Source organism: Polyangium mundeleinium, from assembly GCF_028369105.1.
Lineage (GTDB): Bacteria > Myxococcota_A > Polyangia > Polyangiales > Polyangiaceae > Polyangium > Polyangium mundeleinium.
Genome location: NZ_JAQNDO010000001.1, coordinates 727418 through 751062, shown reverse-complemented (window position 1 = coordinate 751062; position 23645 = coordinate 727418). Strand labels below are relative to the sequence as shown.

Annotated in this window: 18 protein-coding genes; 9 read left to right on the top strand and 9 right to left on the bottom strand. The window is 69.0% G+C overall.

Features of this window, described 5'->3' with window-relative positions; all coding sequences use genetic code 11:
- Positions 1–6: 6 nt before the first annotated feature.
- Both POL67_RS03060 and POL67_RS03055 read left to right on the top strand, forming a co-directional pair.
- On the top strand, positions 7–927 hold the full coding sequence (locus POL67_RS03060; RefSeq protein WP_271915440.1) for a branched-chain amino acid transaminase: 921 nt from the start codon (positions 7–9) through the stop codon (positions 925–927).
- The gene (locus tag POL67_RS03055) at positions 909–1613 is read left to right on the top strand and encodes a hypothetical protein (protein WP_271915438.1); all 705 of its coding nucleotides are present in this window, start codon (positions 909–911) and stop codon (positions 1611–1613) included. The genes POL67_RS03060 and POL67_RS03055 overlap by 19 nt, the downstream gene beginning before the upstream one ends.
- Positions 1614–1903: 290 nt before the next feature.
- On the opposite strand, the gene POL67_RS03050 is transcribed toward POL67_RS03055, so the two are convergent.
- The 3 genes from POL67_RS03050 to POL67_RS03040 are packed head-to-tail and all read right to left on the bottom strand — an operon-like array spanning position 1904 to position 4475.
- Complete coding sequence (locus tag POL67_RS03050; protein WP_271915408.1) at positions 1904–2527, bottom strand: hypothetical protein; 624 nt, start codon at positions 2525–2527, stop codon at positions 1904–1906.
- Positions 2528–2544: 17 nt separating this feature from the next.
- Positions 2545–3636 (bottom strand): zinc metalloprotease, encoded by a 1092-nt coding sequence (locus POL67_RS03045; protein ID WP_271915405.1) that lies wholly within the window; start codon positions 3634–3636, stop codon positions 2545–2547.
- Complete coding sequence (locus POL67_RS03040) at positions 3633–4475, bottom strand: hypothetical protein (RefSeq protein ID WP_271915402.1); 843 nt, start codon at positions 4473–4475, stop codon at positions 3633–3635. Before POL67_RS03040 ends, POL67_RS03045 begins: the two co-directional genes overlap by 4 nt.
- A 556-nt stretch (positions 4476–5031) precedes the next feature.
- Between POL67_RS03040 and POL67_RS03035 the strand changes: the two genes are divergently transcribed.
- Positions 5032–5889, top strand: coding sequence for an OmpA family protein (locus tag POL67_RS03035; RefSeq protein ID WP_271915399.1), 858 nt, complete (start codon positions 5032–5034; stop codon positions 5887–5889).
- A 34-nt stretch (positions 5890–5923) separates the two neighbouring features.
- Here the strand turns inward: POL67_RS03035 and POL67_RS03030 are convergent, their stop codons facing one another.
- Positions 5924–6688 (bottom strand): hypothetical protein, encoded by a 765-nt coding sequence (locus POL67_RS03030; RefSeq protein WP_271915396.1) that lies wholly within the window; start codon positions 6686–6688, stop codon positions 5924–5926.
- Between the two features lie 56 nt (positions 6689–6744).
- Between POL67_RS03030 and POL67_RS03025 the strand changes: the two genes are divergently transcribed.
- Positions 6745–8142, top strand: a complete 1398-nt coding sequence (locus POL67_RS03025) for a cytochrome P450 (protein WP_271915394.1) — start codon at positions 6745–6747, stop codon at positions 8140–8142.
- A gap of 10 nt (positions 8143–8152) precedes the next feature.
- Here the strand turns inward: POL67_RS03025 and POL67_RS03020 are convergent, their stop codons facing one another.
- Complete coding sequence (locus POL67_RS03020; RefSeq protein ID WP_271915391.1) at positions 8153–8821, bottom strand: VTT domain-containing protein; 669 nt, start codon at positions 8819–8821, stop codon at positions 8153–8155.
- A gap of 45 nt (positions 8822–8866) precedes the next feature.
- Positions 8867–9487 carry a hypothetical protein gene (locus tag POL67_RS03015; RefSeq protein WP_271915389.1) on the bottom strand — a complete coding sequence of 207 codons (621 nt, stop codon included), beginning with the start codon at positions 9485–9487 and terminating at the stop codon, positions 8867–8869.
- A 500-nt stretch (positions 9488–9987) separates the two neighbouring features.
- Between POL67_RS03015 and POL67_RS03010 the strand changes: the two genes are divergently transcribed.
- The 3 genes from POL67_RS03010 (at position 9988) to POL67_RS03000 (ending at position 13756) form a co-directional block, all read left to right on the top strand.
- Positions 9988–10680, top strand: a complete 693-nt coding sequence (locus POL67_RS03010; protein ID WP_271915386.1) for a hypothetical protein — start codon at positions 9988–9990, stop codon at positions 10678–10680.
- 121 nt (positions 10681–10801) lie between these two features.
- Positions 10802–11863 carry a hypothetical protein gene (locus POL67_RS03005; RefSeq protein WP_271915383.1) on the top strand — a complete coding sequence of 354 codons (1062 nt, stop codon included), beginning with the start codon at positions 10802–10804 and terminating at the stop codon, positions 11861–11863.
- Between the two features lie 132 nt (positions 11864–11995).
- Positions 11996–13756 (top strand): N-acyl-D-amino-acid deacylase family protein, encoded by a 1761-nt coding sequence (locus POL67_RS03000; protein WP_271915380.1) that lies wholly within the window; start codon positions 11996–11998, stop codon positions 13754–13756.
- Between the two features lie 6 nt (positions 13757–13762).
- Here POL67_RS03000 and POL67_RS02995 read toward each other — a convergent pair whose 3' ends face one another.
- The 3 genes from POL67_RS02995 to POL67_RS02985 are packed head-to-tail and all read right to left on the bottom strand — an operon-like array spanning position 13763 to position 18771.
- Entirely contained in the window at positions 13763–14587 is an 825-nt protein-coding gene (locus tag POL67_RS02995) for a nucleotidyltransferase domain-containing protein (RefSeq protein ID WP_276075346.1), read from the bottom strand.
- Between the two features lie 7 nt (positions 14588–14594).
- A complete protein-coding gene (locus POL67_RS02990; RefSeq protein WP_271915377.1) occupies positions 14595–15914 on the bottom strand; it encodes a DNA polymerase beta superfamily protein in 1320 nt (439 codons plus the stop codon).
- A gap of 10 nt (positions 15915–15924) precedes the next feature.
- Entirely contained in the window at positions 15925–18771 is a 2847-nt protein-coding gene (locus tag POL67_RS02985) for a CHAT domain-containing tetratricopeptide repeat protein (protein WP_271915374.1), read from the bottom strand.
- Positions 18772–18817: 46 nt separating this feature from the next.
- Between POL67_RS02985 and POL67_RS02980 the strand changes: the two genes are divergently transcribed.
- Positions 18818–22561 carry a DUF4132 domain-containing protein gene (locus tag POL67_RS02980; protein WP_271915371.1) on the top strand — a complete coding sequence of 1248 codons (3744 nt, stop codon included), beginning with the start codon at positions 18818–18820 and terminating at the stop codon, positions 22559–22561.
- Positions 22558–23643 (top strand): AAA family ATPase, encoded by a 1086-nt coding sequence (locus POL67_RS02975; RefSeq protein WP_271915368.1) that lies wholly within the window; start codon positions 22558–22560, stop codon positions 23641–23643. Before POL67_RS02980 ends, POL67_RS02975 begins: the two co-directional genes overlap by 4 nt.
- The last annotated feature ends 2 nt before the right edge of the window (positions 23644–23645 follow it).

Below are 23645 nucleotides of genomic sequence, written 5' to 3'. Positions count from 1 at the left end.
CGCGTGATGGTCGACAAGCTGAAGAAGATCTGGATGGAAGGCGAGTTCGTCGACTGGGACGACGCCAAGGTGCACATCCTGACGCACTCCTTGCACTACGGGCTCGGTGCCTTCGAAGGGATCCGCGCCTATCGCAGGGCCGACGGCGGCACCTACGTGTTCCGGTTGAAGGAGCACATCGATCGCCTCTTCGACACGTGCAGGCTGCTCGCGATCCAGCCGCGGTTCACGCGGCAGCAGGTGGCCGACGCGACGGTGGAGACCCTGCGCCAGAACGACATGCAGGAGGGCTACATCCGCCCGCTCGTGTACCTGGGCGAGGGGCCGATGGGCGTGTACGCGCACGACAACCCCGTGCGCACCACGATCGTCGCGTGGCACTGGGGCGCGTACCTCGGCAAGGGAGCGACCGAGGCCGGCATCCGCGCGAAGATCAGCGCGTTCGCCCGGCACCACATCAACGTGGGTTTGCCCAAGGCGAAGATGATGGGGCAGTACACGAACAGCTCGCTCGCCAAGCGCGAGGCGCGCATCGCCGGCTACAACGAGGCGATCCTGCTCGATACGAACGGCTACGTCAGCGAAGGCTCGGGCGAGAACATCTTCGTCGTGCGCCGCGGCCGGCTCATCACGCCGCCGCTCTCGGCCTCGATCCTCGAGGGCATCACGCGCGACACGATCCTCACGCTCGCCCGCGAGGAGGGCATCCCCGCGGCGGAGGAGATGATCACGCGTGATCAGCTCTACCTCGCCGACGAGGCATTCTTCACGGGCACGGCCGCCGAGGTCACGCCGATCCGCGAGGTCGACGATCGCGCGATCGGCGAGGGCCAGGTCGGCGCGATCACGCGCAGGCTCCAGCAGCGCTTCTTCGGCATCGTGCGGGGCGAGGACAACTCGCACCCCGAGTGGCTCACGCGCGTCTGACCGTGCGCGCGCCCCTCGCGCTCGCCCTCGCGCTCATCTGCGGATGCGGCGGCGCGCCCTCGTCCCCCCCGACAAACCCACCACGCCCGCTCCCCTCCACGGGGAGCGCGGCGGCCCCCAGCCCACCACCCGACGCCCTCGCCGCGGCCTCGTCCTTCACGACGTTCACCTCTGCGCGTTTCGACCTCGCGTTGCCGCTGCCCGACGGCGCGTCCTTCCGCGTCGACGATCGTGCCGAGCGGTGGCTCGTGGCGCGGCACGACGCGACGAGCTCGGTCCTGCTCGTGCGCACGTGGCGCGAGGACGAGGTCGGCAACCGCGCGCGATGCGAGGCGCGCGCGCGCACCTGGCGTGACCTGCCTTCGCGCGACGGAGCCCGCCTCGTCTCGGCCTCACGCCTCGCCGTGCCCCCGGATCACGACACCCTCGCCGAGGTCCTCCTCGGCCCACGCGCCACGAACGGCGGGCCCACGGACGGCTACGTGCTCGCGTTCGGCGGCTGGGCCAAGCGGTGCTTCGCGTACGTCTTCGCCACGCGCGGGGCGAGCGAGCGCGTCGTGATGGAGCGGCTCGCGGTCATGGTGGACGGCTCGCTCCGGCGCATGCACTTCCAGAGCGAGCTCACGCCCACGCGCCCCTCGCGCGAGCGGGGGTCGACACGAGGCGACCCCCTCGGTCCACGATGACCGGCAAGGGTCGACGCGAGGCGACCCCCTCGGTCCACGATGACCGGCGGCGGTCGACGCGAGGCGACCCCCTCGGTTCACGAGGACCGGCAGCGGTCGACGCGAGGCGACCCCCTCGGTCCACGAGGACCGGCGGCGGTCGACGCGAGGCGACCCCTTCGGTGCAGGATGACCGGCGGCGGTCGACACGAGGCGACCCCCTCGGTTCACGAGGACCGGCAGCGGTCGACACGAGGCGACCCCCTCGGCGACGCCTTTTGTCCCCTCTGGGGTTGGTGAGGGCGTCGCCTCTAGAGCCCCGCAAACATCTGACAGAACTTGCTCGTCTTGGCCTCGTCCTCCACGAGGATCCACGTCCCCTGCGAGGCCTCCCCGTTCGGCGACGCGCCGAGCATCTCGGGGAGGACCAGACAAACCACCTCGTAACGCCCGTCGATCGTCCCCACCGGGAACGCCTCGTCCGACGTCTCGAACTGCCCGTTGAGCTTGCCGTACGACGTGCGCAGAAAGAGCGTGCCTGGACCGATGATGCTCGCGCCGCTCTGCGACAGATGCGCGAGCGTCCCTCCGCCGTACCCCTCGGACAGCGCCACCGAGAAGCTCCGTTCGAGCAGCGTCTCCGTGCTGACGTCGAACGCGATGCTGAGCCCGTAGCCCCGGCGATCGGCCGTCGAGAGCGTCACCGACGCCGTCGCCGGGGGGCCGTTCGGCAGCGGCGCCCGGATCTCGATGCTCGCCGGATCCCCGCGGAAGATGCGCCCGTCGGCCGTCCGGATCGTGAGGTCATCGTCCACGGACGTCGTCCGGAAGGCGAACAGATCACTCACATCACCCACCGAGCAGGCCGTGGTGCTCATGGCGGCGGCGGACGCGGCGCATACGCGCAGTAAGAAAAGGTTTTTGTCGTCCTTCATCGACGTATCCTCTGGCTTCAGCACCCGCAGTCGAGCACCTGGATGGTGAGCGGGTTGTGGATGACGTTGTCGCTCTCCGAGCTCTCGACGACGGCGTTGCCCGCGTCGACCTGGTGGTAGAGCCAGTACAAACCCTTCGGCGTGCCGCATGGCACCGTGGTCGTCACGCTCGGATGGACCTGCTTCTCCGCGTTGACCGTCGCGCCGAACCACGTCCCAAGCGTGATCCCCGCCCACGCGTGCGCGGTCGGGCTCGTCGCGAGGAAGAAGCGCTGGTCCGATGCCACGCTCTTCGTCCCCGTGTTGGCCGTGGTGAAGTGAAACGAGAACGTCTCGCCGCGGCAGCGCTGGATCGTCGTCCACGGCGCTGTGCTGCGGATGTTGCCGCTCGTCAGGCGCTGCGCGGAGGCCATCAGGTTCGTCTCGCCGGTCGTCGACGGGTACAAGAAGCGCCCGCCGGCCGCGTCGTCGGGCATGGGCTGCGCGAACATCGCGCTCGGCCCGCCGCCGAGCGGTACGGGCGGCGAGGGCCGCATGACCGTGAAGTCGAGCGTGTGGTTGTCCTCTCCGCCCGGGGCCGAGATCGAGAGCCCGTGCGCGTGACCAAGCTCGTGGAGGAACGTGGATCGGCCCGTCCGCGTCGGGCTGTACGGGCATGCGCCCGAGGCGAACGCCTCGTCGGGGTTGTCGAAGCTCTGCGTCGACAGGTTCGCGAGCAGCACGTTCACCTCGTCGATCCGATCGCAGCTCCGCACGACCACCGTCGTCCCGAGCGAGCCGTCGATGCTCGACGCCTCGACGAGCGCCACGTCGTTCCAGCCGTCGTCGAGGTCGACCCAGCAGTGGTTCGTGGACCAGGATCCGTAGTGGTAGACGGCGTCCTGCATGCCGCCGACGCCGCGCCACTGCCCGATCGCCGCGGCGTAGGCCTTCGCCTGGCTCGATCCCGAGGGGATGCTGCAAAGGTTCTGCACGAGCCCGAACGGCGACTTCCAGCGGACGTTCTTGCCGTTGCACGTGAGGAAACGAAACGCCTCGGCGTTACGCGTGAGCGTCAGGCACGCGAGGAGCACGTACGTGGCGACGATCAAGAGATGCACGCGCATCACGGCGCACCTCCGGCCTCGCACACGGCGAGCTCCTTCGTCGACGTGTCCGCGAGGCCCACGGGCGGGTCGAAGCACGCGAGCAAGCCCTCGGTGCTCGCGGGGCTCTCCGTGGGCGTGGGCGCGCGCCACGTCGTCACGCGCCGCCACGGACCGGCCGACATCGGCGCGGGCGAGAACGACCCGTGGGGCCACACGCCCGTCGCGTGGGCGAAGACGCGCAGCGCCTCGGCGAGCTCCTCGGCGTCGAGCGCGCGCTCCACGTCGGCCTCCGTGATCCACGTGGCGAGCCGCGGCGGCGCCGCGCCCTCCGCCGCGCCGCTCGGCAGCACCCATAGCAGTGGCCCGGCCAGGATCTCGGTCGCGCCCACGCCCGCGACGAGCCGCCCGTAGGCGTCCACGAGCGCGCGCTTCTTCCCCAGGGTGTCGAGGCGGAAGACGTGCCCGAACGCGATCGGCGACAGCGTCCACTCGGTGTTGCGCAGGAGCAGGAAGTACCGCTTGCCCGCGGCGAGCTCGGGCACGTGTGTCGCCGCGATCTCGCGACCGTCGGGCAGGTACCCGCCGAAGGATCGGATCTCGACGGAGCTCGGCGCCGATGGGCCGAGCGAGCCCAGGTGGACGGACAGGTTCGTCAGGGTCGCGACCGTCCGCGGCCCTTCGACCTCATCGAAATGGAAGCTCACGTCCTCGACGTCGCCTTCGATCACGGCGGCCGTTTGTCGCAGCACGGCGGCGAGCGTGTCCGCGGGCGAGGGCAGCGGAGCGGCGTGGGCGCTCTCGGCCCCGAGCGAGGCGCAAACGATCACGGAAGCGATGAAACTCGGACGGACGGATCGCATCGGATCTCCTCCGGCGGATGGGTCTTTTTCGACGCGGCGACGCGGCCATCCTCGCGCGCGGCGTCGCCACCGCGCCCTCGTTCGGCCTGCGCGGCGGCGCGACCGGGCCGGGACGAACGTGGTCCCGACGAACACGAACGATCTGGCGCATCGGGAAGAAACGGCCATCGGGCTGTCGGGGCCGTGTGTTCGAGGAACTTCCCGTCTTCGTCAGGAAAACGATGTACACGCCCTCGATCGGCGTGATCTCGCGGGGGATCTGGGGTCCGCCCGGTTTGTCGTTCTGGAGCCTGGTTTGTCCGTCGCGACGCCGCTGGTTTGTCCTTCGCGCGTGCAGTATGCGGGCAAGATCACGACTCGGGTGCAAACCGGAACCGTCGGGCAGGGGGCTCCCCGGCCCTTCGAAGAAAGAATCCCTACATGGAACGTCCAGGGTCCGGCATCCGCCTGGGACTCCGGGCGGAATGGACTTTCGCGGGAGGGACGACCTCGCTACGGTGCAAAAAAGCTCGTCCCAGGGACGTATTCTCTCCTGGGATGCACCGGGGAGATCGTCATGAACGTGCGCATTCTTGCTGCCTCCACGCTCGCCGCGGCGCTCGCTGTGAGCGGCTGCGGTTATTCCGAGGAAGAGTGGCAGGCGCAGCTCGACAAGTACAACAAGCTCCTGGCCGACAAGAACGCGAACGACCAGGCCGCGGCGGCCGCGCAGAAGAGGCTCGCGGAGGAGCTCGCGGGGGAGCAGGCGAAGGTCGCTGACCTGACGAAGAAGCTCTCGGACGCCGGCGTCGACATCAGCAAGCTGAACGAGAGCCTGCAGGCGTCGGCGACGAAGGTCTCGGCGCTGAGCTCGACCTTGGAGGAGCGCGAGAAGGCGCTCGCCGAGTACAAGGCGCGCGCCAAGCAGCTCGAGCAGATCAAGGCGCGGTTCGAGATGCTGCGCAAGAAGCTCGACGAGCTCACGAAGCTCGGCCTCGCGGTGAACATCCGCAAGAACCGCATGGTCATCTCGCTCCCGGGCGACGTGCTCTTCGACTCGGGCCGCGAGAGCCTGAAGAAAGAGGGTCAGGAGATCCTCACGAAGGTGGCGGGCATCATCAAGAACGACGCCTCGCTGCTCGGCCGCGACTACCAGGTCGCGGGGCACACGGACAACAAGCCCCTCGCGGGCGGCGTCTTCCGCGACAACTGGGGCCTCTCGCTCATGCGCGCGCGTGAGGTGCTGCTGTACCTCGTGAGCGAGAAGGGCGGCAACATGCCGACCGCGAAGTGGAGCGCCGCCGGCTTCGGCGACACGGACCCGATCGCCACGAACGACACCGACGAGGGCCGGCAGAAGAACCGCCGCTGCGACGTCATCGTGGTGCCGAGCGTCGAGGAGATGCTCGACCTCAAGGCGATCACGACGCAGTAACCCGCGCCCGCGTTCCGCCCCCCGTTCTCCCGCCTCAGGGACAAGCGCCGTCGTCGTACCAGGGATTCTGGCTCTGGATCAGGCTGCACTGATCGAAGCACGTCCCGCCGGCGCACCCCTTCGCCTTCGCCCCCGCCGTCGAACACGAAATGGGCATGCCCCAGCAAACGCCCGTGGCCATGGGCGAACAGGCGTTCGCCGTCTCCACCCTGCGATTGCATTGACGCCCGGCCGGGCAAGGCGCTTGCGGATCACAGGCCATGGCGTCCGCGGAGGGGCAGGCGCCCGCCGATTTCACGCTCGACCCGAACACCTCGGCGATCTCCGCATTCCAGTACGTCACGCCGTCGCAGCCGCACACGAGGGCCGGCGTCTGCGATTGCAACCCCGGCGGCGGCTTCGGCGCGCAAACCCCCTCCCCGCACCCCGGCGCATTGCAATAAAGACCCGGATCACACCCGTCGACGCCCCCGCTGCACGGCGCGCCGACCCCATGGCCACCCCCCGCGCCGCCGCCGCCGCCGCTGCCGCTGCCGCTGCCGCTGCTGCTCACGCTCCCGCCGCCGCTGCCGCTCCCGCCCCCGATTCCGCCTCCGCCCCCGCCTCCGCCGCTCCCGCCCCCGATTCCACCGCCGCCGCCGCTCCCGCCCCCGATCCCGCCCGCGCCCCCGGACGCACCCGTTCCCGCGCCGGACGCCCCGCTCCCCGTGGTGCCCTCGCCCTCGTCGTTGCAGCCCGAAACGGTCGGCGACAGGCCGGCTGCAAACATCACCGAAATCAGGATCGATTGCGCTCGCATACCGGCATCTTACACCGGATCTCCCCGCGACGCGGCCTCGCTGCTATGTTCCTCGCGTGACCCACGCCGCCGCCCCGCGCTCGCACGCCGCCCCCCTCGCGCCGGGACCTCGGGGCGCGCCGCTCCTCGGCAACCTCCCCGATCTTCGCCGCGACCGCATCCGCATCTTCCTCGACGCCGCCGATACCTACGGCGACGTCGTCCGTTTTCAATTCGGCCCCGGCGAAAGGCGCACCGGCCACCTCCTCCGCCACCCCGACCACATCAAGCACGTCTTCATCGACGCCGCCGATCGTTTTACCAAGCAAACCCCCGGCGTCCGCGAGGTCCGCGCGCTCCTCGGCGACGGCTTGCTCACGAGCGAAGGCGCCCTCTGGCGCCGGCAACGCCGGATTGCCCAGCCGGCCTTTCACAAGCAACGCATCGCGGCCTTCGCCGGCGTCATGGTCCGCGCCGCCGACGAGCTCGTCGATGGCTGGATGCGAAGGCCACGCCCCGATGCGCCCGTCGACGTCGCCAGCGAGATGATGCGCCTCGCCCTGCGAATCGTCACGGAGACCTTGCTCGGGACCGACGTCCCCATCGACGCCGCCGCGACCGCGCACGCGCTCGACCTCATCCTCGCGGACACGCGCAAGGGCGTCACGCGGATCCTCAAGATCCCCCGCAGCGTGCCCACGCCGAACAACCGGCGGTTTCAGGAGGCGGTCGCCGTCCTCGACCGCGAGGTCCTCCGCATCATCGAGCACCGCCGCAAGGCGCCCGAGGGCGGGACGGACCTCGTCTCCATGCTCATGGCCGCGCGTGACCCCGAGACGGGCGAAGGAATGACCGATCGCCAGCTCCGGGACGAGGTCATGACCATGTTCGCCGCGGGCCACGAGACCACGGCGAACGCGCTCGCCTGGACATTTTACCTGCTCTCCACGCATCCCGACGTCCGGCGCCGCGCCCGCGCCGAGGTCCTCACGGCCCTGGGCGGCCGCCTCCCGGATTTCGCGGATCTCGGCGCCCTCGACCTCGTCGGCCGTGTGTTTCAGGAATCGATGCGCCTTTATCCGCCGGCCTGGATGATCACCCGCCGCGCGGCCGAGGACGACGTCGTCGGGGGGTATTTGATCCCCAAGGATTCGCTCGTCTTCCTCGCCCCGTACGTCACGCACCGCCACCCGGCGTACTGGGAGAACCCCGAGGGCTTCGATCCCGATCGTTTCGCCGGCGGCGCGCTCGCGCGGATGCCTCGTTTTGCTTATTTTCCGTTCGGTGGCGGCGCGCGCCAGTGCATCGGCTCGAGCTTCGCCATGGTCGAGGGGACGCTCGTGCTCGCCACGATCCTGCGCCGCGTCCGCCTCGACCTCGTCCCCGGACAGACCATCGAGCCCGAGCCGGGAATCACGCTCCGGCCCCGGGGTAGCATCCACATGCGTGTCGTCCCCGAGCCGCTGCCGACCTGAATGACGACGACTACGCCTTCTCCGCGCCCGCCGCCTTCTTCGAGGCGAAGTGCGTCCGGATCGCGCCAACGATCGGCGGGAGCACCGAAATCACGATGATCAGGTAAACGACTTTCTCGATTTCCTTCGCGCCGAGCACCTTGCCGAGGAAGTAGCCGAGGAACGTCATCGACACGACCCAGCCGATGCCGCCGCAGACGTTGAACATGACGAAGCGGCGATAACTCATCTTGCCGATGCCGGCGACGACGGGGGCGAACGTGCGGGCGAACGGCATGAAGCGGGCGAGCACGATCGTCTTGCCGCCGTGCTTCTCGTAGAACTTCTGCGTGGCCACGAGGTAGTCGCGCCGGAAAAACAGGCTTTGCTCCCGGTTGAAGAGCTTCGGGCCCGCTTTGTACCCGATCGAGTAGCCCACCGTATCCCCCACGATCGCCATGACGCAGAGCACGGCGTTCATGAGCAGGAGGTTCGTGAAGGTGGGGAGCTGGAACGGGTTGATCAGATTCGCGTTGACGAGCACGCCCGCCGTCACGAGAAGGGAGTCGCCCGGGAGGAAAAAACCCACGAGCAGCCCGGTCTCGGCGAAGATGATGGCCATGAGCACCGGGTAGCCGCCCCAGGCGAGGAGCTGCTCGAGGTTGCGCAGGCGCGTGAAGAACTCGCGTAGAAGGTCCACGGCCGACCGACTAGCGCACCTTCGGGTTTTTGTCGACGTTCTGCGCTACTCCCAGCTCACCTCGCGCCGCACGCGCACAACGTCGAGCCCGTGCGCGCGCCCCTCCGGCACCTGGGAAAGCCATCGATGCCGCACCCGCCGCGCGCCCGCGAGCTCGAGCGCGTGCACCACCCCGAACTCCGTCGCCGCCATGTATGCGGAGGCCGCGATCGCCGGGACGCCGGAGGCGCTCGCCGCGAACGTCTTCGGCCGGACCTCCGCCACGTCCACGCGCACGAAATCGTAATAGGTGCCGCTGATGCGAGGCAGGTTCCGCATGGTCATTTCGGGCGAGGCCATCTTGAGCAGGAACCTGTAGAGCCCCGTGAACTGCCGCGGGACCCGCGCCCGGGCGACATTTCGAATCGTCTCCAGGAAGGGCTGCGCCGTCGTCAAGGACGCCGACCTGTGCACCGCGAGCAGCGGAAAGATATCGTACCAGCCGCCGACCACGAACGCGCGACCGAGGAATTCACGCAGCGCGGCATTCGTCACCCGCTCGAGGACTGCGGCGCGCCCGCCTCGCACGTTCTCGTCGATGAAATCGAGCGTGTCCACGTAGAGCACGCCTTTGCAGCGGAACGGCGAGGTCCCCGGCGCGAATGGAATGCCATCCATCGAAAACATGGACTCCCCTCTCTCTCGCCTGCCCCGCCCGAGCGACCATCTTGCACCCGATCACGAACGAACGGCAAGATGGTCGGAATGGACGCCGGCTTTTCGCCGCGCCACGCCGAGTGCAAGTTCTCCGGCCTGTCCTCGGAGCCTCGACGTTCAGCGCGCACCCCGAATGGCCTCCTCTGGTTCCTCGGGTTTTCGCTACTGACGAGTTGGCCGTGGTGTGCAGGGTCGGGTGATGCGTCCCTGCACGGACGGAAGCCGGGCCCCTCCGTATCGGTCGGGCGTGAGGGTCCGTGCCGGTCATGTGCGGAATTACGCTCGCTCCCTGTATCCGTCCTGATCGGACGCCGCGGAGCCTCCAAAGCGTCGACCCCACGATTCACGCGGAAATGTGCGCGGAACTGAGGACGGCAGGGGCTTTGCATTGGTGTCTGGCAGCGTGAACGAAGCCGGCCGAGGCGCGCTCGCCCGGTCTCGAAACGCGGAACGAAGTGGAGGAGGAACCCATGCTCAAGCACATCGCAGCCGCCGCTCTCGTCTCGACCTTCGCTCTCGGGGCCACGGCTTTCGCGGAGACGGGGGCTGGTCAGAGCGCGGGGCTCAAGCAGCTCTCGTGGCAGCAACTCCAGTCGGCCTGTCAGAACCCGTCGGCATTCCAAAGCCAGCGCCAGCCGAATGCCATTCGGCTGACCTGCGAGGATAACCGGCTCGTCTGGGAGGCCGAGCAGAGCGACTCCGTGGAAATGGACAACTCGCGCCGGATCACGGCGTCTCTGAGCTCGGACAAGTATTACGTCATCCGGCAGGATCAAGCGGCGTCGATCGGCGTGTCGCAGACGATGTGCCCGCGTTTCAAGGAGGTCCAGGTCACCCACACGCAGAGCTTCTCGCTCTCGTGCCAGGAGATTCAGAGCTTCCAGGGCAACATGAACGAGTTCTGCCAGGGCCGGCTCGACGCCGCGATCAAGAGCAACCAGCAGCTCGCCACGCGCACCCCGACGGGTCGCGTGTACGACATGTGCGCGGCGCCCGCGCTCGTGAATGAGCCTCCGAAGGCCCCGGCGCCGGCCGCTCCGGCCCAGAATGCCGGCAAGGGACTTCCGGGCGGCGTGCAGGTCAACCCGGCCATCGGCGTGCGTCCGGCCATCGGCGGGCAGCTCCCGGCGCTCCCGGGCCTCGTGGGCCGCAAGTCGCGCTGAGCAAGTCGCGCTGAGGTGAAAGAAGCGCGCTCGTCGGGCGGCCGGGCCGCGTGGCTCGGCCGCCTGGCCTTTTGCAAAAATCCCCTGAGCATTCCGGGACAAACATCCAAGGAGACGGCTCATGGCGATTCGTATCGTGACGACCTCCACCCTCCTCGTGATCGGCCTCGTAGGCGCCGGTTGCGGCATCGGCGGCACCACGGCCACCGGCCCCGATTGCGAGCAGGCGGAGGATTGCCCGGACAACACCGGCGGACATGGAGGTGACGGCGGCACCGGCGGCGGTGGGGGAGGAGCAGGCGGCACCGGCGGCACTGGCGGCGGAAACTCGGCGACGGGGCAGCCGCTCTACTGGGTCGAGGAGGGAGAACGCAAGGCGGAAGCAACCAGAAAGCCCTGGTCGTCCTGGTGGTACCCCCTTTGGGAGGACACCCTGTTCCAGGGGAAAAACGGCGAGGCTTCGACGCTCGAGAAATACGACATCTGGGTGGAGAAAGCGGGCAATACGCGCACGTCGGCCGCGGCCTACGAGCGCAAGGAGCTCTACCAGCCGCGCGCGGCCTCATGGTCGGGCCTCTGCGACGCGTGGGCCCTGGCGTCAATCCTCGAGCCCGAGCCGACGCGCTCTTTGACGCAAGGCGAGGTGACGTTCACGGTCGGGGACCTGAAGGCGCTCCTTCTGAAGACGTACGAAAAGGTCCCGCCGCTCACGCTCGTGGGCAGCCGATTCAATGGTGAATGGGACGACGTCTACGAGGACGTCCTGCCCCACGAGCTGCACCGTGTCATCGAGACCGAGCTCATCGGCCGGAAGCGGGCCTTCATCATCGACGAGGACGCGGGCCCCGAGGTGTGGAACGAGCCGGCGTGGAAGACCATCACGCGGGTCGAGAGAGATGCAAGCAACAAGAACGTGGCACACGTCCGCACCTGGCTCTTCCTCGTGAGCCCGCACGTCGACGATCGCAATTTCGTGGGCATGCTCGAGGACTCTCGCGAGTACACCTACGACCTCAAGGGCAAGTGGCAGGGCAATCGATTCGGCGTGACGTCGAGCGCCTGGACCGACCGGTCGCAATGGGATCACCCCGATTACGCGATCGTCGTGCCCGAACGCGTCCCGCGCGGCAGCCACAACCCGCAAATCCGGACCGAGTTCGTCGACCGCATCCGCGGCCGGTGAATCCCGGGGCGCCGGGGAGCGAGGCCCGAACCTCGCTCCCCCGAAGGCCTCCTCCGTCCGAGACGCGTCCCCGGGCCCGGGGGGTCCGAATGCCCTTGCCAGGGCCTCGGGCTTCGGCCGATGATCGGCGCCATGTACGACGTCAAGATCGTGGGCGGCACCCTCGTCGACGGCACGGGCGCGCCGCGTCATTCCGGCGATATCGGCATCAAGGACGGCAAGATCGTCGACGTCGGCGACTGCCCCGAGAGCGCCGCGCGCACGATCTCGGCCCAGGGCGCCCTGGTGATCCCGGGGTTTCTGGACATCCACACGCACTACGACGGGCAGATCTCGTGGGACGAGGAGCTCGCGCCCTCGTCGCTCCACGGCGTCACGACCTGCGTCATGGGCAATTGCGGCGTCGGATTCGCGCCCGTGCGGCCGAGCGACCACGAAAAGCTCATCGAGCTCATGGAGGGCGTCGAGGACATCCCGGGCAGCGCGCTGGCCGAGGGCCTCACGTGGGGCTGGGAGAGTTTTCCGGAGTACATGAACGTCCTCGAAAAGAGGCGCCGCGCGATCGATTTCGTCTGCCAGGTCCCGCACGACGCCCTGCGCGTGTACGTGATGGGCGAGCGCGCCGTCGCCGAGGAGAGCGCGACCGAATCCGACGTCGAATCCATGCGCGCGCTCCTCCGGGAGGCGCTGCTCGCCGGCGCGGCTGGCTTCTCCACGGGCCGCACCGACAACCACAGGAGCGCGCAGGGCAAACCCACGCCCGGCTCCGAAGCCCGGGGCGACGAGCTCGCGGGAATCGCGCGCGCCTTCGCCGGCCTCCCGCACGGCGTCGTCCAGGCCGTCAGCGATTTCGACATGTTCCGCGGCGAGGAGTATTTCCCGGCCGAATTCGACCTGCTCGAACGGATGGCCGAGGTCTCCGGCCGGCCGCTCAGCGTCTCCACCATGCAACGCGACCACGCCCCGCGGCAATGGGAGCGCATTTTCGAGCGCGCCGAGCGCGCCGCGCTCGCCGGCATGGACATTCGTTGCCAGGTCGCGGCGCGGCCCATTGGCGTCTTGCTCGGCCTCACGGCCACGTTCCACCCGTTCATGGGATTCCCGAGCTACCGGGAAATCGCCTCCTTGCCGCTCGACGCGCGTGTCGCGCAGATGCGGGATCCCAGCTTCCGCGCCCGGCTCCTCTCGGAGAAAAGCGGAAAGGTCGCCGGCGACGGCAGCCCCTTGCCGCCGCTCGCGGACTTTTTCCTGGCAAACCCGCTCCTCGTGGCGATGCGCCTCTTCCGGCTCGGCGAAGCGCCGAACTACGAGCCGTCCGGGCTCACGAGCCTGGCGGGCGACGCGACGCGCGGCGGTTTGCCGCTCCTCTCGGTCATCTACGACGCGATGCTCGAACAGGACGGCCGCGCGCTCCTGTATTTCCCGCTCTACAATTACACCGAAATGAACCTCGACGTCGTGCGCCGCATGCTCCTGCACCCGCTCTCGCTGCCGGGCCTCGGCGACGGCGGCGCGCACGTGGGTACCATTTGCGACGCGAGCTTCCCGACGTTCTTGCTCACGCACTGGGGCCGTGATCGGGCCGAGGGCAAGATCCCCGTGGAGCGCCTCGTCAAAATGCAGGCGCACGACACCGCGCGGTTCCTCGGCCTCGACGACCGCGGCACCTTGAAGCCGGGGCAACGGGCGGACATCAACATCGTCGATTTCGACAACCTGCGCCTCGGGTCCCCCTTCATGCAGCGCGACCTGCCGGCCGGGGGGCAGCGCCTCATGCAGCAGGTGGAGGGCTACGTGGCGACGCTCGTGGCCGGCGAGGTCATCGTGGAGAACGGGCGGCTCACGGGGGCGCGGCCGGGGCGGCTCGTGCGGATGGGAAAGGGCCGCGGCTGAGACGCCTCAAAACCGCTGTTTGCGAAGCGCGATGAGCCACCCCGAGAGCGCGCGGAACGCCTCGTCCGACGGCTTCTCCGGCAGGACCGAGGGTTCGCGCGCCCCTTCGAGCAGGCGCATCGCCCGATCGAGGCACGCGCGGAATCGCTTCACCTCCCGCGTCGAGAGCTTCGTCTTCTCGCCCGCGCGCTTCATGGTCACGAGCTCGCTCGCCTCCTCGAAGCCGTATTCGGGGAACAGCCGGGCCACGTCCGTCACCACCTCGCCTGCGCGGAGCAGGTGCGTCCCCGTGAGCGCCGTGCGCAGCACGTAGAGCACGCGCTTCGCCGTCGTGCCGCCCTCCTCCTCGGCCGCCTTGCGCTGATTCTGGGCAAACCCCGCGTAATGCCGGTACACGCGCCGCGACAGCGCCGCGCGCACGAGCGGGCGCAGCCCTTCGAGCAGCGGGCTCGCCACGAGCGCGGGCGCGCCGAGGAGCCGCTCCACGTAATTGCCATTTCCCCCGAGGACCCCGGCGAGCACGGGGCCGACCTCGTTCGAGGTGTAATCGATCTCCACCCCCTCGATCACCTCCATGCGGTCCCGCGCGCCCGGCGCCATGTCGAGGCCCACGAGCAGCGACGTCGGCACCACGTGCACCGCCTTCAAATCGAGATCACTGTCGGGCGAGGCGAACCCATACGCGTGCGCGCCGCTCAGCAGGACGACGATGTGCTCGCGGGCCTTGCCCTCTTCCTCCAGGACGCCGCGGGCCACCTTGGCTTGCCCGTCGGGCAGGACGTCGAATTGCATCACGAGCTCGATCGCCTCTCGGCCCTTCTCGTTCGTCATTGATCCCTCATTCGTCCCAGCGCGCCTCCGGTGCGGGCGCCGCGTCCTTGCCGAAGGGCCCTTCCCTGCCCTCGAAAAACCTCCGCGCAGCCTCTTCGCGGATCCTTCGCAGCGCGGCCTCGGCCCGCCGCACGTCCGCGCGCCGCGGCAGCTTGCTCTCCCGCCGCGCCGCTTCGAGCTCCGGCGTGAGCGACTCCGCCAGCGTGATCACATCCGCGAGCGGTACGCGCCCCTTCTTGATGTCGAGCAGCACGGGCCTGAGCTCGTCGCGCACGCAAAGCTCCGGCTCGCCCGTCCGGAGCCATCGGATCGACAGATCGATGAGGCGCACCAGGTTGTAGGCATTCTTCGGCCGGAGCTCGCGCGGCGAAGGCAGGAGCGCGCTCTCGCCCGCGCGCGCGTACGCGGCGAGCGCCGTCCACTCGCGCCCTTCGAGCAAGCCCTGATCGGCCATCGATCGGTAAAGCTGCTTCAGGTACTCGCGCGCGCGCAGAAGCGCGTCCTCGGGCGTCGGGGCCACGATGTGCGTCTCCTTCGCGAGCCGCGCCGCCGCCTCGTCGAGCCCGAGCGTCGGATCCTCGCGCAGCCAGCCGAGCACGATCGCGCGATGCTCGGCGAGGCGCGTATCGTGCGACAAACGCGAGAGCTGCGAGAGCGCGTACCGCCCGAAGCTCGCGTGGATCTCCACCGAGACGAACGCGTCACGCGCCTCGACGAGCCAGCGGCCCATCGGATCCTTCTCGCTCGCCGGCTGCGACGCGGCCGCGAACAGCATCTCCAGCGTGTTCGGATCGGCCCGCAGCGCCTGCCGGATCGCCTTTCCCATCTCCCAATACGTGCGGCTCCCGTCCTCGGACACGAGGTCCTGGGGCGGCTCGACGAGCCCGGTCGTGAACGGGAACGGCAAGACGAACACGCCGCGCCGATCCTCGTCCGAGGTCTCGTCCGACAAACCCCACGTCCTCGAACCGACGACCGCGTCGACCACCACACAAGGCAGCAGCGCCGACCACGCGTCCTCGCGCCGCCGCGCATACCGCACCTGGCCAACCTTGCGCGGCACGAGCTCCTCGCGTGAATACCGCACCGTCCCCACGCCGACGACGAGGACATCGAAGAACTCCCGTTCGACGTTGGGGGCTCCGCTCGGCTCGACCGAGCTGTGCCCCCAAACCCCCCGGCCGGATCCGACCACACGTCCGAGCGCGCCTTGCGGGACCAGACGCTCGCCAAGCGTCCGATCCACGCGGGTCGTCACCTCCGTCCCATGCGGGAGGGGTACGGCGAGGGGATCGACGTCTCCCATGCCGGAGAGCCTTCGCGACATGGGGCCGAGCTTATCCCTGTCCTCGCGCGCGAGCCACACGAATGCGGCGCGCGGCCGCGAGCACGACGAGCGCCACGACCCCGCCCCAGGCCGCCTGCGTGCCCTCGTTCGCCCCTCTGACCTCGCAGCCGCAGCCCCGCGCCCCGCCTGGCGGAACAACGCCACGCGCCGCCGACGTGGCATTTTCCTTCGCGCGCGTGACGCCTTCCAGCGGGCCCCACGCGCCGGACACGATGAAGCTCGCCCAGTAGTACGGGTGGTTGTATTCCGGCCGCTGGAGCAGACCAAGCTGCGATTCTCGCATTGCCTCGGCGCGCCCTTTTCCTTCACGGAAGAGCTTTTGGTAGTAGCTCGTCATGAGGTCGCGCGTCGCCTCGTCGTCGACCTGCCACAGGCTCATCACCTGCGTCTCGGATCCCGCGAGCACGAGCGCGCGGCGCAGCCCCCGCACGCCTTCGCTCCCGGCCCGCTCGCCGAGGCCCGTCTCGCACGCGCTCAACACCACGAGCTCCGTGCCCGTGAGATCGAGCGACGAGGCCTCGTACGCCGTGAGGATCCCGTCGTCCGCCTGCCCTTTGCGCACGTTCGCGCCGGCGAGCGCAATGCCCGAAAGAAACATCGGATGCGGCACCGGCAGCTTGCGCCCCTCCACCTCCGACGCGACCTGCGGCAGGCTCGCGGGCGGCACTTCGAGTTCGAGTCCGCGTGCCTTCCCCTGCCCTGCTTTCCCGTCGCTGCCCAGGAAAAACCCATGCGTCGCGACGTGCAGGATGCGCGGCGAGGAGACCTGCTTCAGCGCCGTCTCCGTGGCGACGCGTTCGAGTCGCACCGACGGATCGGGCATGAGGCGTCGAATGGCATCTGCCTCCTCCGCGGTGCCCGGGAGTGGCGAGAATTTCACCCGTGCAATCGTGGGCAACGAGCCTTTGGGCGCGTCCGGCAGCGCCGTCGCCCCCGCCTCGCCGGGCGCATCGTAATCGGGGTTCGCCACGAGCAGCGGCGCAGACCGCCGCGCCCCGCCCGCGCCGAGCCGGAGCAAATCACGCCCGGTCGAGAGGTAGGTGAACGAATACTTGGAGATCAGAAACTTGTTCTCCCGATCGATGAGCGCGCCGAATGGCACCAGCGCGAGCGCCGCGTCGGGCGAGATCAAGACGTGCTTCACTTGGCCGAGCCTTGCGCCGACCTGCCCGAAGACGACGTCGTGCAACAATGCGAGCTGCGTCCCGGTGTCGCTCGACCGCGCGCTCGGATCTTGCAACCCCCTGCGGATGATATCGACCTTCCGGTCGATCTCGACGGCGTCGACGCTCATCTGATGGTGCCAGACCCCGCCGTCCGGCCAGAGCACGTAGACCATGTATTTCGGTGGACCGAGCCTCTCGCTCGCTGCGCTGTAGAAATGCGTGCTGCGCGGCTGGTACCGGACGAATTCCATCAGCACCGCGTCTTTCGGGATGCGGGCGGCGACGGCCTCGATCGTCACCTTCGCCCGGCCGCGACGATAGCCCGCGCTGTGCTCGGCGATCCGAGCCTCGATCGCGTCCGCCTCCGCGCGGAGCCGATCCGTCTCGGCGTTGTGCTCGGCCACGGTCATTCCGCGCGGCCCCCGCGTCATGGCGGCCGCATAGGCGCCGCGCACCCGGGCGAGCTCGTCCAGCAAGGTGCGGTCCTCGGGGCTCATGCGCTCGCGCAGCGCGCCCATGTGTGCGGCCGACGCTTCGAGCACGCGCGCCTTGTTGCGCAGCACCGCGCCGAGCGCGAGACGCACGACCTCCGGCCGACCCCTGCCATCACCCCCGTATTCGAACGAGACGACGCGATCCATGACCGTCTCGAGCCGCGTCGCGTACAGCGTCTTGTCCTCCTCCGTGCCACCGACGAGCGCGTTCTCCAGCCATTGCTCCTCGATATCGAGCGACTTCTCGTAGAGTTCGGTGGCCTGTTTCCAATCGCTCCGCGTCCGCAGGAGCGCCCAATCGCTGTAGACCGTGGCGAGATCGGGGTGCCGGGGCCCGAGCGTCCTCGTGAGGATCGCCTCGGCGTTTCGATAATGCTCCTCGGCGAGATCCTTCTGGTTCGACCCCGTCAGGAACACCGCGATGTTGTGATGCAACCGGCCCACGTCGGGGTGGTTCGTCCCGTGCACACGCGCCGCGAGCGGCAGGGCGCGGTTGTACTGGTCGGCGGCTTTGTCGTAGCGGCCCATGCCGCGATACAACGCGCCGAGGCTGCCGAGGTCGTTCAAGAGCGAACGCTCGGGACCGGCCTTCTCGTGAATCGCAATGGCCCGAAGAAACACCTTCTCGGCCTGAGGGAGCCTCCCGGTCGCCATGTAAAGCCCGGCGAGATTCGCGAGCACCGTCCCGAGGGCCGATTCGCGCGGCGCGCCGCCCTTCTCTTCGAGGGCGACGGCGCGCTCGTAGAGCTTCTCGGCGCCCTTCGAATCGCCCTTCTTCTTGAGCATGGTGCCGAGGTTGCTGAGCGCCGTGGCGAGCAAATCGTCCGATCCCTTCGACACCTCCAGGATCTCGACCGCGCGGCGCAAAAAACTCTCCGCCTTCGGGTAATCGCCCGTCGCGAGGTACATTCCGCCGAGATCGGAGAGCGCCGAGCCCGTCTTCGCGTGCTCTTTTCCGTACTTCTGCTCGCGGAGCGCGACGAGCTTCTGCGCCGCCGCGAGCGCCTCTCCATATTTCCCCGCGGCATAAAGCGCCTCGACGTCCTTTTCGAGCGCCTCGTCGTCGAACATCGCCGCAGCGGGCTTCGCGGGGGCGTCTGCGCGCGCGGCCCCTCCCGAGAACGTGCCGAGGGCGAGGGCGAGGGCAAAGGCGACGTTCGCGAGGCGGCGCATCATGGAGGTTCTACCATCGCTCGCCGGGCGCGTGGTAGCCTCCCGCGCCATGCGTCGGTTCGAGTTCGTCGATGGGTCCTCGAAGAAGTTCTGGCAGATCGAGCGAGATGGCTCGCAGCTCTCGATCCAGTGGGGCAAGATCGGCACCGCCGGTCAAAGCCAGGTCAAGGATTTTCCGAGCGATTCGAAGGCCCAGGCCGAGCACGACAAGCTCGTCGCCGAGAAGACCAAAAAGGGCTACGTCGAGGTCGCGGCCCCGGACGCATCGGCGGCGCCGGCCCCGGCCCCCAAAAAAGCCGCTGTGGCCGCCGCCGCTCCCGCCGCGCCGAGCGCGACGCCTGCCCCGGCCCCGAAAGCGGCGAGCGCCCCGCAGGCCTCCGCGGACGAACCCCCGCAGGCGCCTCTGCCCGCGGCGCCCGTCATCATCGACGCCCCTCGACTCGAGGACATTCGTCCGAATTTGCACGTGCCCCATCGCAAAGGGGTCCTCCGACCGACGGCCGAGGAGCTCGCGGCCGATCCGTGGCAGGCCGTGCGGACGGCGTGGGCCGCCTGGGCGCCTCATTGCCCTTGGGATCAGATGACGATCCCTGCCGAGCTCGCGCCGGCCCTTCGCGAGGTGCGCGCCTGGCTCGAAGGCAAGGGCCCGACGCCCGTCTCGCCACTCGCCGCCGCCATGCTCGACGCATTGCTCGACGTGCCTTCCGGCACGCCCGCGTATCCCCTCCTCCGCGCGCTCGCCGACCCCTCGATCGCGAAGGACGGCCCGGGGTGGCTCATCGACGCGACCATCGCGATGGTGCGCGTCCGGATCGAGCCCTACCCGTATCAGATCCGCAACAAGGAGGCGACGGAGTTCAGCGGGTTCCGCCTGTATCCGGAGACCTCGGGGCGCTACGAGCTCGATTCGAACGGCCTCTCGAAGTTCGCGTATTACACGCAAAACCTCTCCGACGACACGTACGCCGCCCTCGTCGCGGCCGTGACGACGCGCTGGCCCACGCTCTCGTACTGGCAAAAGCGCCTCGCGCTCTCGTTGATCCCCGACCACACGCCGCTCGCGGACGCGCTCGGCGAAGACTGGCTCGCGTGCGACGGGCACATCGAGGGGTACGTCCGGCCCTCGTGGGACAAGGACGGCATGAAGCCGGAGTTCCATTTCGCGTACTCGCGCCCCATGCTCGTCAAGCTCGCGAAAAAGGCCGTCGGGATGTCGTTCTCCGGCGGATGCCTGGGCGGATATCTCTGGACGCTCTTCGACCTCTGCGGCGCGGACGTGGTCCCGGTGTGCCGGCTCCATTGCGACAGCGCCGATTACGCGGGCATCATCGTCGAGGGCCTGAACGTCGCAGGGTACGTCCGCGGGCCCGAGACCGCCTCGCTCATGGTCTCGCAGCTCGCGCAGAAGCGCGAAATCGCCCAGGTCGCCGAGGCGTGGCTCGCGAAAAACCCTGCGCTCGCCGTCCCCTCGCTCGCCGACGCGATCGCCGCGGCCTCGGCGCTCGGGGACCGGGCCGCGCCCGTGTTCCTCGGGATCGACCGCGCGCACCCGGGCCTCGCCGACAAACTCGACCTTCGCCCCGCCGCGCGCACGGCCTTGCAGAAGCTCCGCGAAAAGATGGCCCCGCGGCCCGAGGCCTCCCCGGCCGAATTGCCCCGCATCCTCGTGGATCCACCTTGGCTCTCGGGCCGATGGTCCACCATGCTGCCCATCGTCGTGCGTGTCGTGACGCAGCCTTACCCCGAGGCGCTGCACGACACGTACAGGGTCCTCTCGCAGGCGAAAGCGGACCGTGAGCAGACGCGAAAAACCACGAAGACGTCCTTCGAGGATGCCTCCGAGGACGTGGGCAAACGCTGGTACGGCAAATACGTCTCGGCGAAGCTGAACGAGCTCTCGGACGCGGACGTGAAACGAGCCTTCGCGGAGTGGCCCTCGAATGCGTGGGACGGCGGCTACTGCCTGCTCGTCCCGCTCGTGGTCCTCGGCGAAGACGCGATCGGCGGGTATCCCCGCATTGCCTCCGCCAATGCCGCGCATTTCGCGGGCGCCCTCGCGGACGTCGTCGAGTCCCCGCGGCTCGCGCCCTTTTTTGCCCACGCGCGCTCGCTGAAATCCTCGCGCAAATCCGCGGAGCGGTGGTTCTTGAGGTTCCCGAAGGCCGCGGCCGTCGGCCTCATCCCCGCGGCCGTCGGACCTCAATCCCAGGCACGCGAGCGCGCGGAGGAAGCGGTGCGATTCCTGGTCGCGAAGGGCCACGGCGAGATCGTCCGCGAGGTCGCCGAATCCTATGGCTCCGAGGTCGAGGCCGCCGTGAAGGCCGTCCTCTCCACAGACCCGCGCGACCGGTTCCCCGCGAAGCTGCCGAAGCTCGGCGATTGGGCCAAGCCCGAGGCCCTGCCAGCGCCCCTCCTCGTCGGCCGGACCAAGGCCTTGCCGCGCGCCGCCGTCGAGGCCCTCTTCCTCATGCTGGCGATCTCCACGCCCGAAACTGTGTACGCCGGCCTCGAGGACGTGCTCACCGCCTGTGATCCGGCCTCGCTGGAGGAGTTCTCCTGGGCGCTCTTCAATGAATGGCAACGCGCCGGCGGACCTGCCAAGGAGGCGTGGGGCTTTCAGCAGCTCGCCTTGCTCGGCGGCGACAACGTCGCGCGCAAGCTCACGCCGCTCATTCGCGCCTGGCCCGGGGAAAACCTCCAGGCCCGCGCCGTCTCGGGCCTCGACATCCTCGCGCGCATCGGCTCCGACCTCGCGTTGATGCACCTCAATGGCATCGCGCAGAAGGTGAAGTTCAAGGGCCTGCAGGAAAAGGCGCGCGAGAAAATGGACGCGGTCGCGCAGAACCGCGGCCTCTCCGCCGACGAGCTCGCCGACAGGCTCGTGCCCGACCTCGACCTCGACGCGGACGGCTCGCGCACGCTCGATTTCGGCGCCCGGCAGTTCCGCGTCGGGTTCGACGAGGCCTTGAAGCCGTTCGTCGTGGATGGGTCCGGAAAAAACCTCTCGGACCTGCCGAAGCCGAACAAATCGGACGACGCCGCGAAGGCGAAAGAGGCGGACACGACCTGGAAGACGCTCAAGAAGGACGTCAAGGCGATCGCGCAGAACCAGATCACGCGGCTCGAACTCGCGATGTGTTCGGAGCGGCGCTGGGAAGTGAATTCGTTCCGCGCCCTCTTCCTCGAACACGCGCTTCTCGTGCACCTCGTGCGGCGGCTCATCTGGGGCGTCTATGCCGAGGACGGGAAATACCTGCGCGCCTTCCGCGTCGCGGAGGACAGCTCGCTCGCCGACGCCGACGACGCGGCGTTCGATTTGCCCGACGGCGCGCTCGTCGGAATCGTCCACCCGCTCGCGCTCCCGGACGCGACGCGCGCAGCGTTCGGCCAGATCCTCGGCGATTACGGCATCGTCCAGCCCTTCCCGCAGATCGGCCGCGACACGTATGCCCCGACGAACGTGGAGGCGAACGACAGCAGCATCAAGCGCCGCGCGGGGCAATTCGTCCCCGTGGGCAAGCTCCTCGGCCTCGTCGAGCGCGGCTGGCGCAAGGGCGAGCCCCAGGACGCTGGCTGGATCTGGGACATGTACAAGCCCCTGCCCGGCGGCGCGACGGCGACGCTCTCCCTCCGCACCGGCATATCCGCCGACATGCAATTTACGGAGCCGAAGCAGGAGATCGGAGAGGTGTACGTCGGGAAAGACCGCGAGGGGGAAACGCTCGGCGCGCTCTCGCCCGTGGTGTTCTCGGAGCTCGTGCGGGACCTCGTGCAGCTCGGGAGCGCCTCGTGAAGAAGAAGCAGGCAGGTTTGCAGCGCGCCCCGGCGGAGCTGCATTTCAAGGACGAGCTCGCGCGGCTCGCCGCGGAGGACACGGGCCCGCGCCCGCCCGGGTGGAAGCTCTCGCCGCGGGCGGTGCGGGCGTTCGTGCTCGGCGATCCGGCGCGCGACATCAAGCCGAAATTCGTCGGCCATTCCGCGGTGATCGATCGGGCCATGGTCTCGCTCGCGACCTCGCGCGGGCTCTTGCTCATCGGCGAGCCGGGCACGGCGAAGAGCTGGCTCTCGGAGCTCCTCGCCGCGGCGATCTCCGGGCAGTCGACGCTCACGGTGCAAGGCAGCGCGGCGACGAGCGAGGACCAGATCAAGCATTCGTGGAACTACGCTTTGCTCCTCGCCGAGGGCCCGGACGAGCGCGCGCTCGTGCCCGGCCCCGTGCTCACGGGCATGCGCGACGGCAAGGTCGTGCGATTCGAGGAAATCACGCGGTGCCCGGCCGAGGTGCAAGACGGGCTGCTCTCGATCCTCTCGGATCGTGTCCTCACGATTCCCGAGCTTGGCGAGCAAGGCGTGGTCTTCGCGCGGGAGGGCTTCAACATCATCGCCACGGCGAACACCCGCGACCGCGGTGTCAATGAAATGAGCGCTGCGCTCAAGCGCCGCTTCAACTTCGAAACCCTCTTCCCGATCGGCGATCTCGCGGCCGAGATCGAGCTCGTCCGCCGCGAATCCGCGCGCCTGCTCGACGCCTCGGGCGTGAAAATGACCTTGCCCGAGCCGGTGCTCGAGGTCCTCGTCACCACGTTCCGCGAGCTGCGCACGGGCGTCTCCGGCGACGGCCAGCCCGTCGAGCGGCTCTCGACCGTCCTTTCCACGGCCGAAGCGGTCTCCGTCGCGCATGCCGTCGGCGTCCGGGCAGCGTTCCTCGGCGACGGCGCCGCGCACCCGGGCGACGTCATCGATTGCCTCGCGGGTGCCGCGGTGAAGGACAATGCCGAGGACCTGGAGAAGCTGCGGCGATATCTCGAGACCGTGGTGAGCAAACGCAAGGCGCCGCATTGGGTCGCGCTGCACGCGGCGCGGTCGAGGCTCTAAGC

What these genes read in the sequence shown, in the direction of transcription:
- POL67_RS03035 (WP_271915399.1), top strand. Translation starts at nt 5,032, where the DNA reads ATGAACGTGCGCATTCTTGCTGCCTCCACGCTCGCCGCGGCGCTCGCT.
- POL67_RS03010 (WP_271915386.1), top strand. Translation starts at nt 9,988, where the DNA reads ATGCTCAAGCACATCGCAGCCGCCGCTCTCGTCTCGACCTTCGCTCTC.
- POL67_RS02985 (WP_271915374.1), bottom strand. Translation starts at nt 18,771, where the DNA reads ATGATGCGCCGCCTCGCGAACGTCGCCTTTGCCCTCGCCCTCGCCCTC.
- POL67_RS02990 (WP_271915377.1), bottom strand. Translation starts at nt 15,914, where the DNA reads ATGTCGCGAAGGCTCTCCGGCATGGGAGACGTCGATCCCCTCGCCGTA.
- POL67_RS03005 (WP_271915383.1), top strand. Translation starts at nt 10,802, where the DNA reads ATGGCGATTCGTATCGTGACGACCTCCACCCTCCTCGTGATCGGCCTC.
- POL67_RS03000 (WP_271915380.1), top strand. Translation starts at nt 11,996, where the DNA reads ATGTACGACGTCAAGATCGTGGGCGGCACCCTCGTCGACGGCACGGGC.
- POL67_RS02995 (WP_276075346.1), bottom strand. Translation starts at nt 14,587, where the DNA reads ATGACGAACGAGAAGGGCCGAGAGGCGATCGAGCTCGTGATGCAATTC.
- POL67_RS02980 (WP_271915371.1), top strand. Translation starts at nt 18,818, where the DNA reads ATGCGTCGGTTCGAGTTCGTCGATGGGTCCTCGAAGAAGTTCTGGCAG.
- POL67_RS03050 (WP_271915408.1), bottom strand. Translation starts at nt 2,527, where the DNA reads ATGAAGGACGACAAAAACCTTTTCTTACTGCGCGTATGCGCCGCGTCC.
- POL67_RS03030 (WP_271915396.1), bottom strand. Translation starts at nt 6,688, where the DNA reads ATGCGAGCGCAATCGATCCTGATTTCGGTGATGTTTGCAGCCGGCCTG.
- POL67_RS03060 (WP_271915440.1), top strand. Translation starts at nt 7, where the DNA reads ATGGTCGACAAGCTGAAGAAGATCTGGATGGAAGGCGAGTTCGTCGAC.
- POL67_RS03040 (WP_271915402.1), bottom strand. Translation starts at nt 4,475, where the DNA reads ATGCGATCCGTCCGTCCGAGTTTCATCGCTTCCGTGATCGTTTGCGCC.
- POL67_RS03015 (WP_271915389.1), bottom strand. Translation starts at nt 9,487, where the DNA reads ATGTTTTCGATGGATGGCATTCCATTCGCGCCGGGGACCTCGCCGTTC.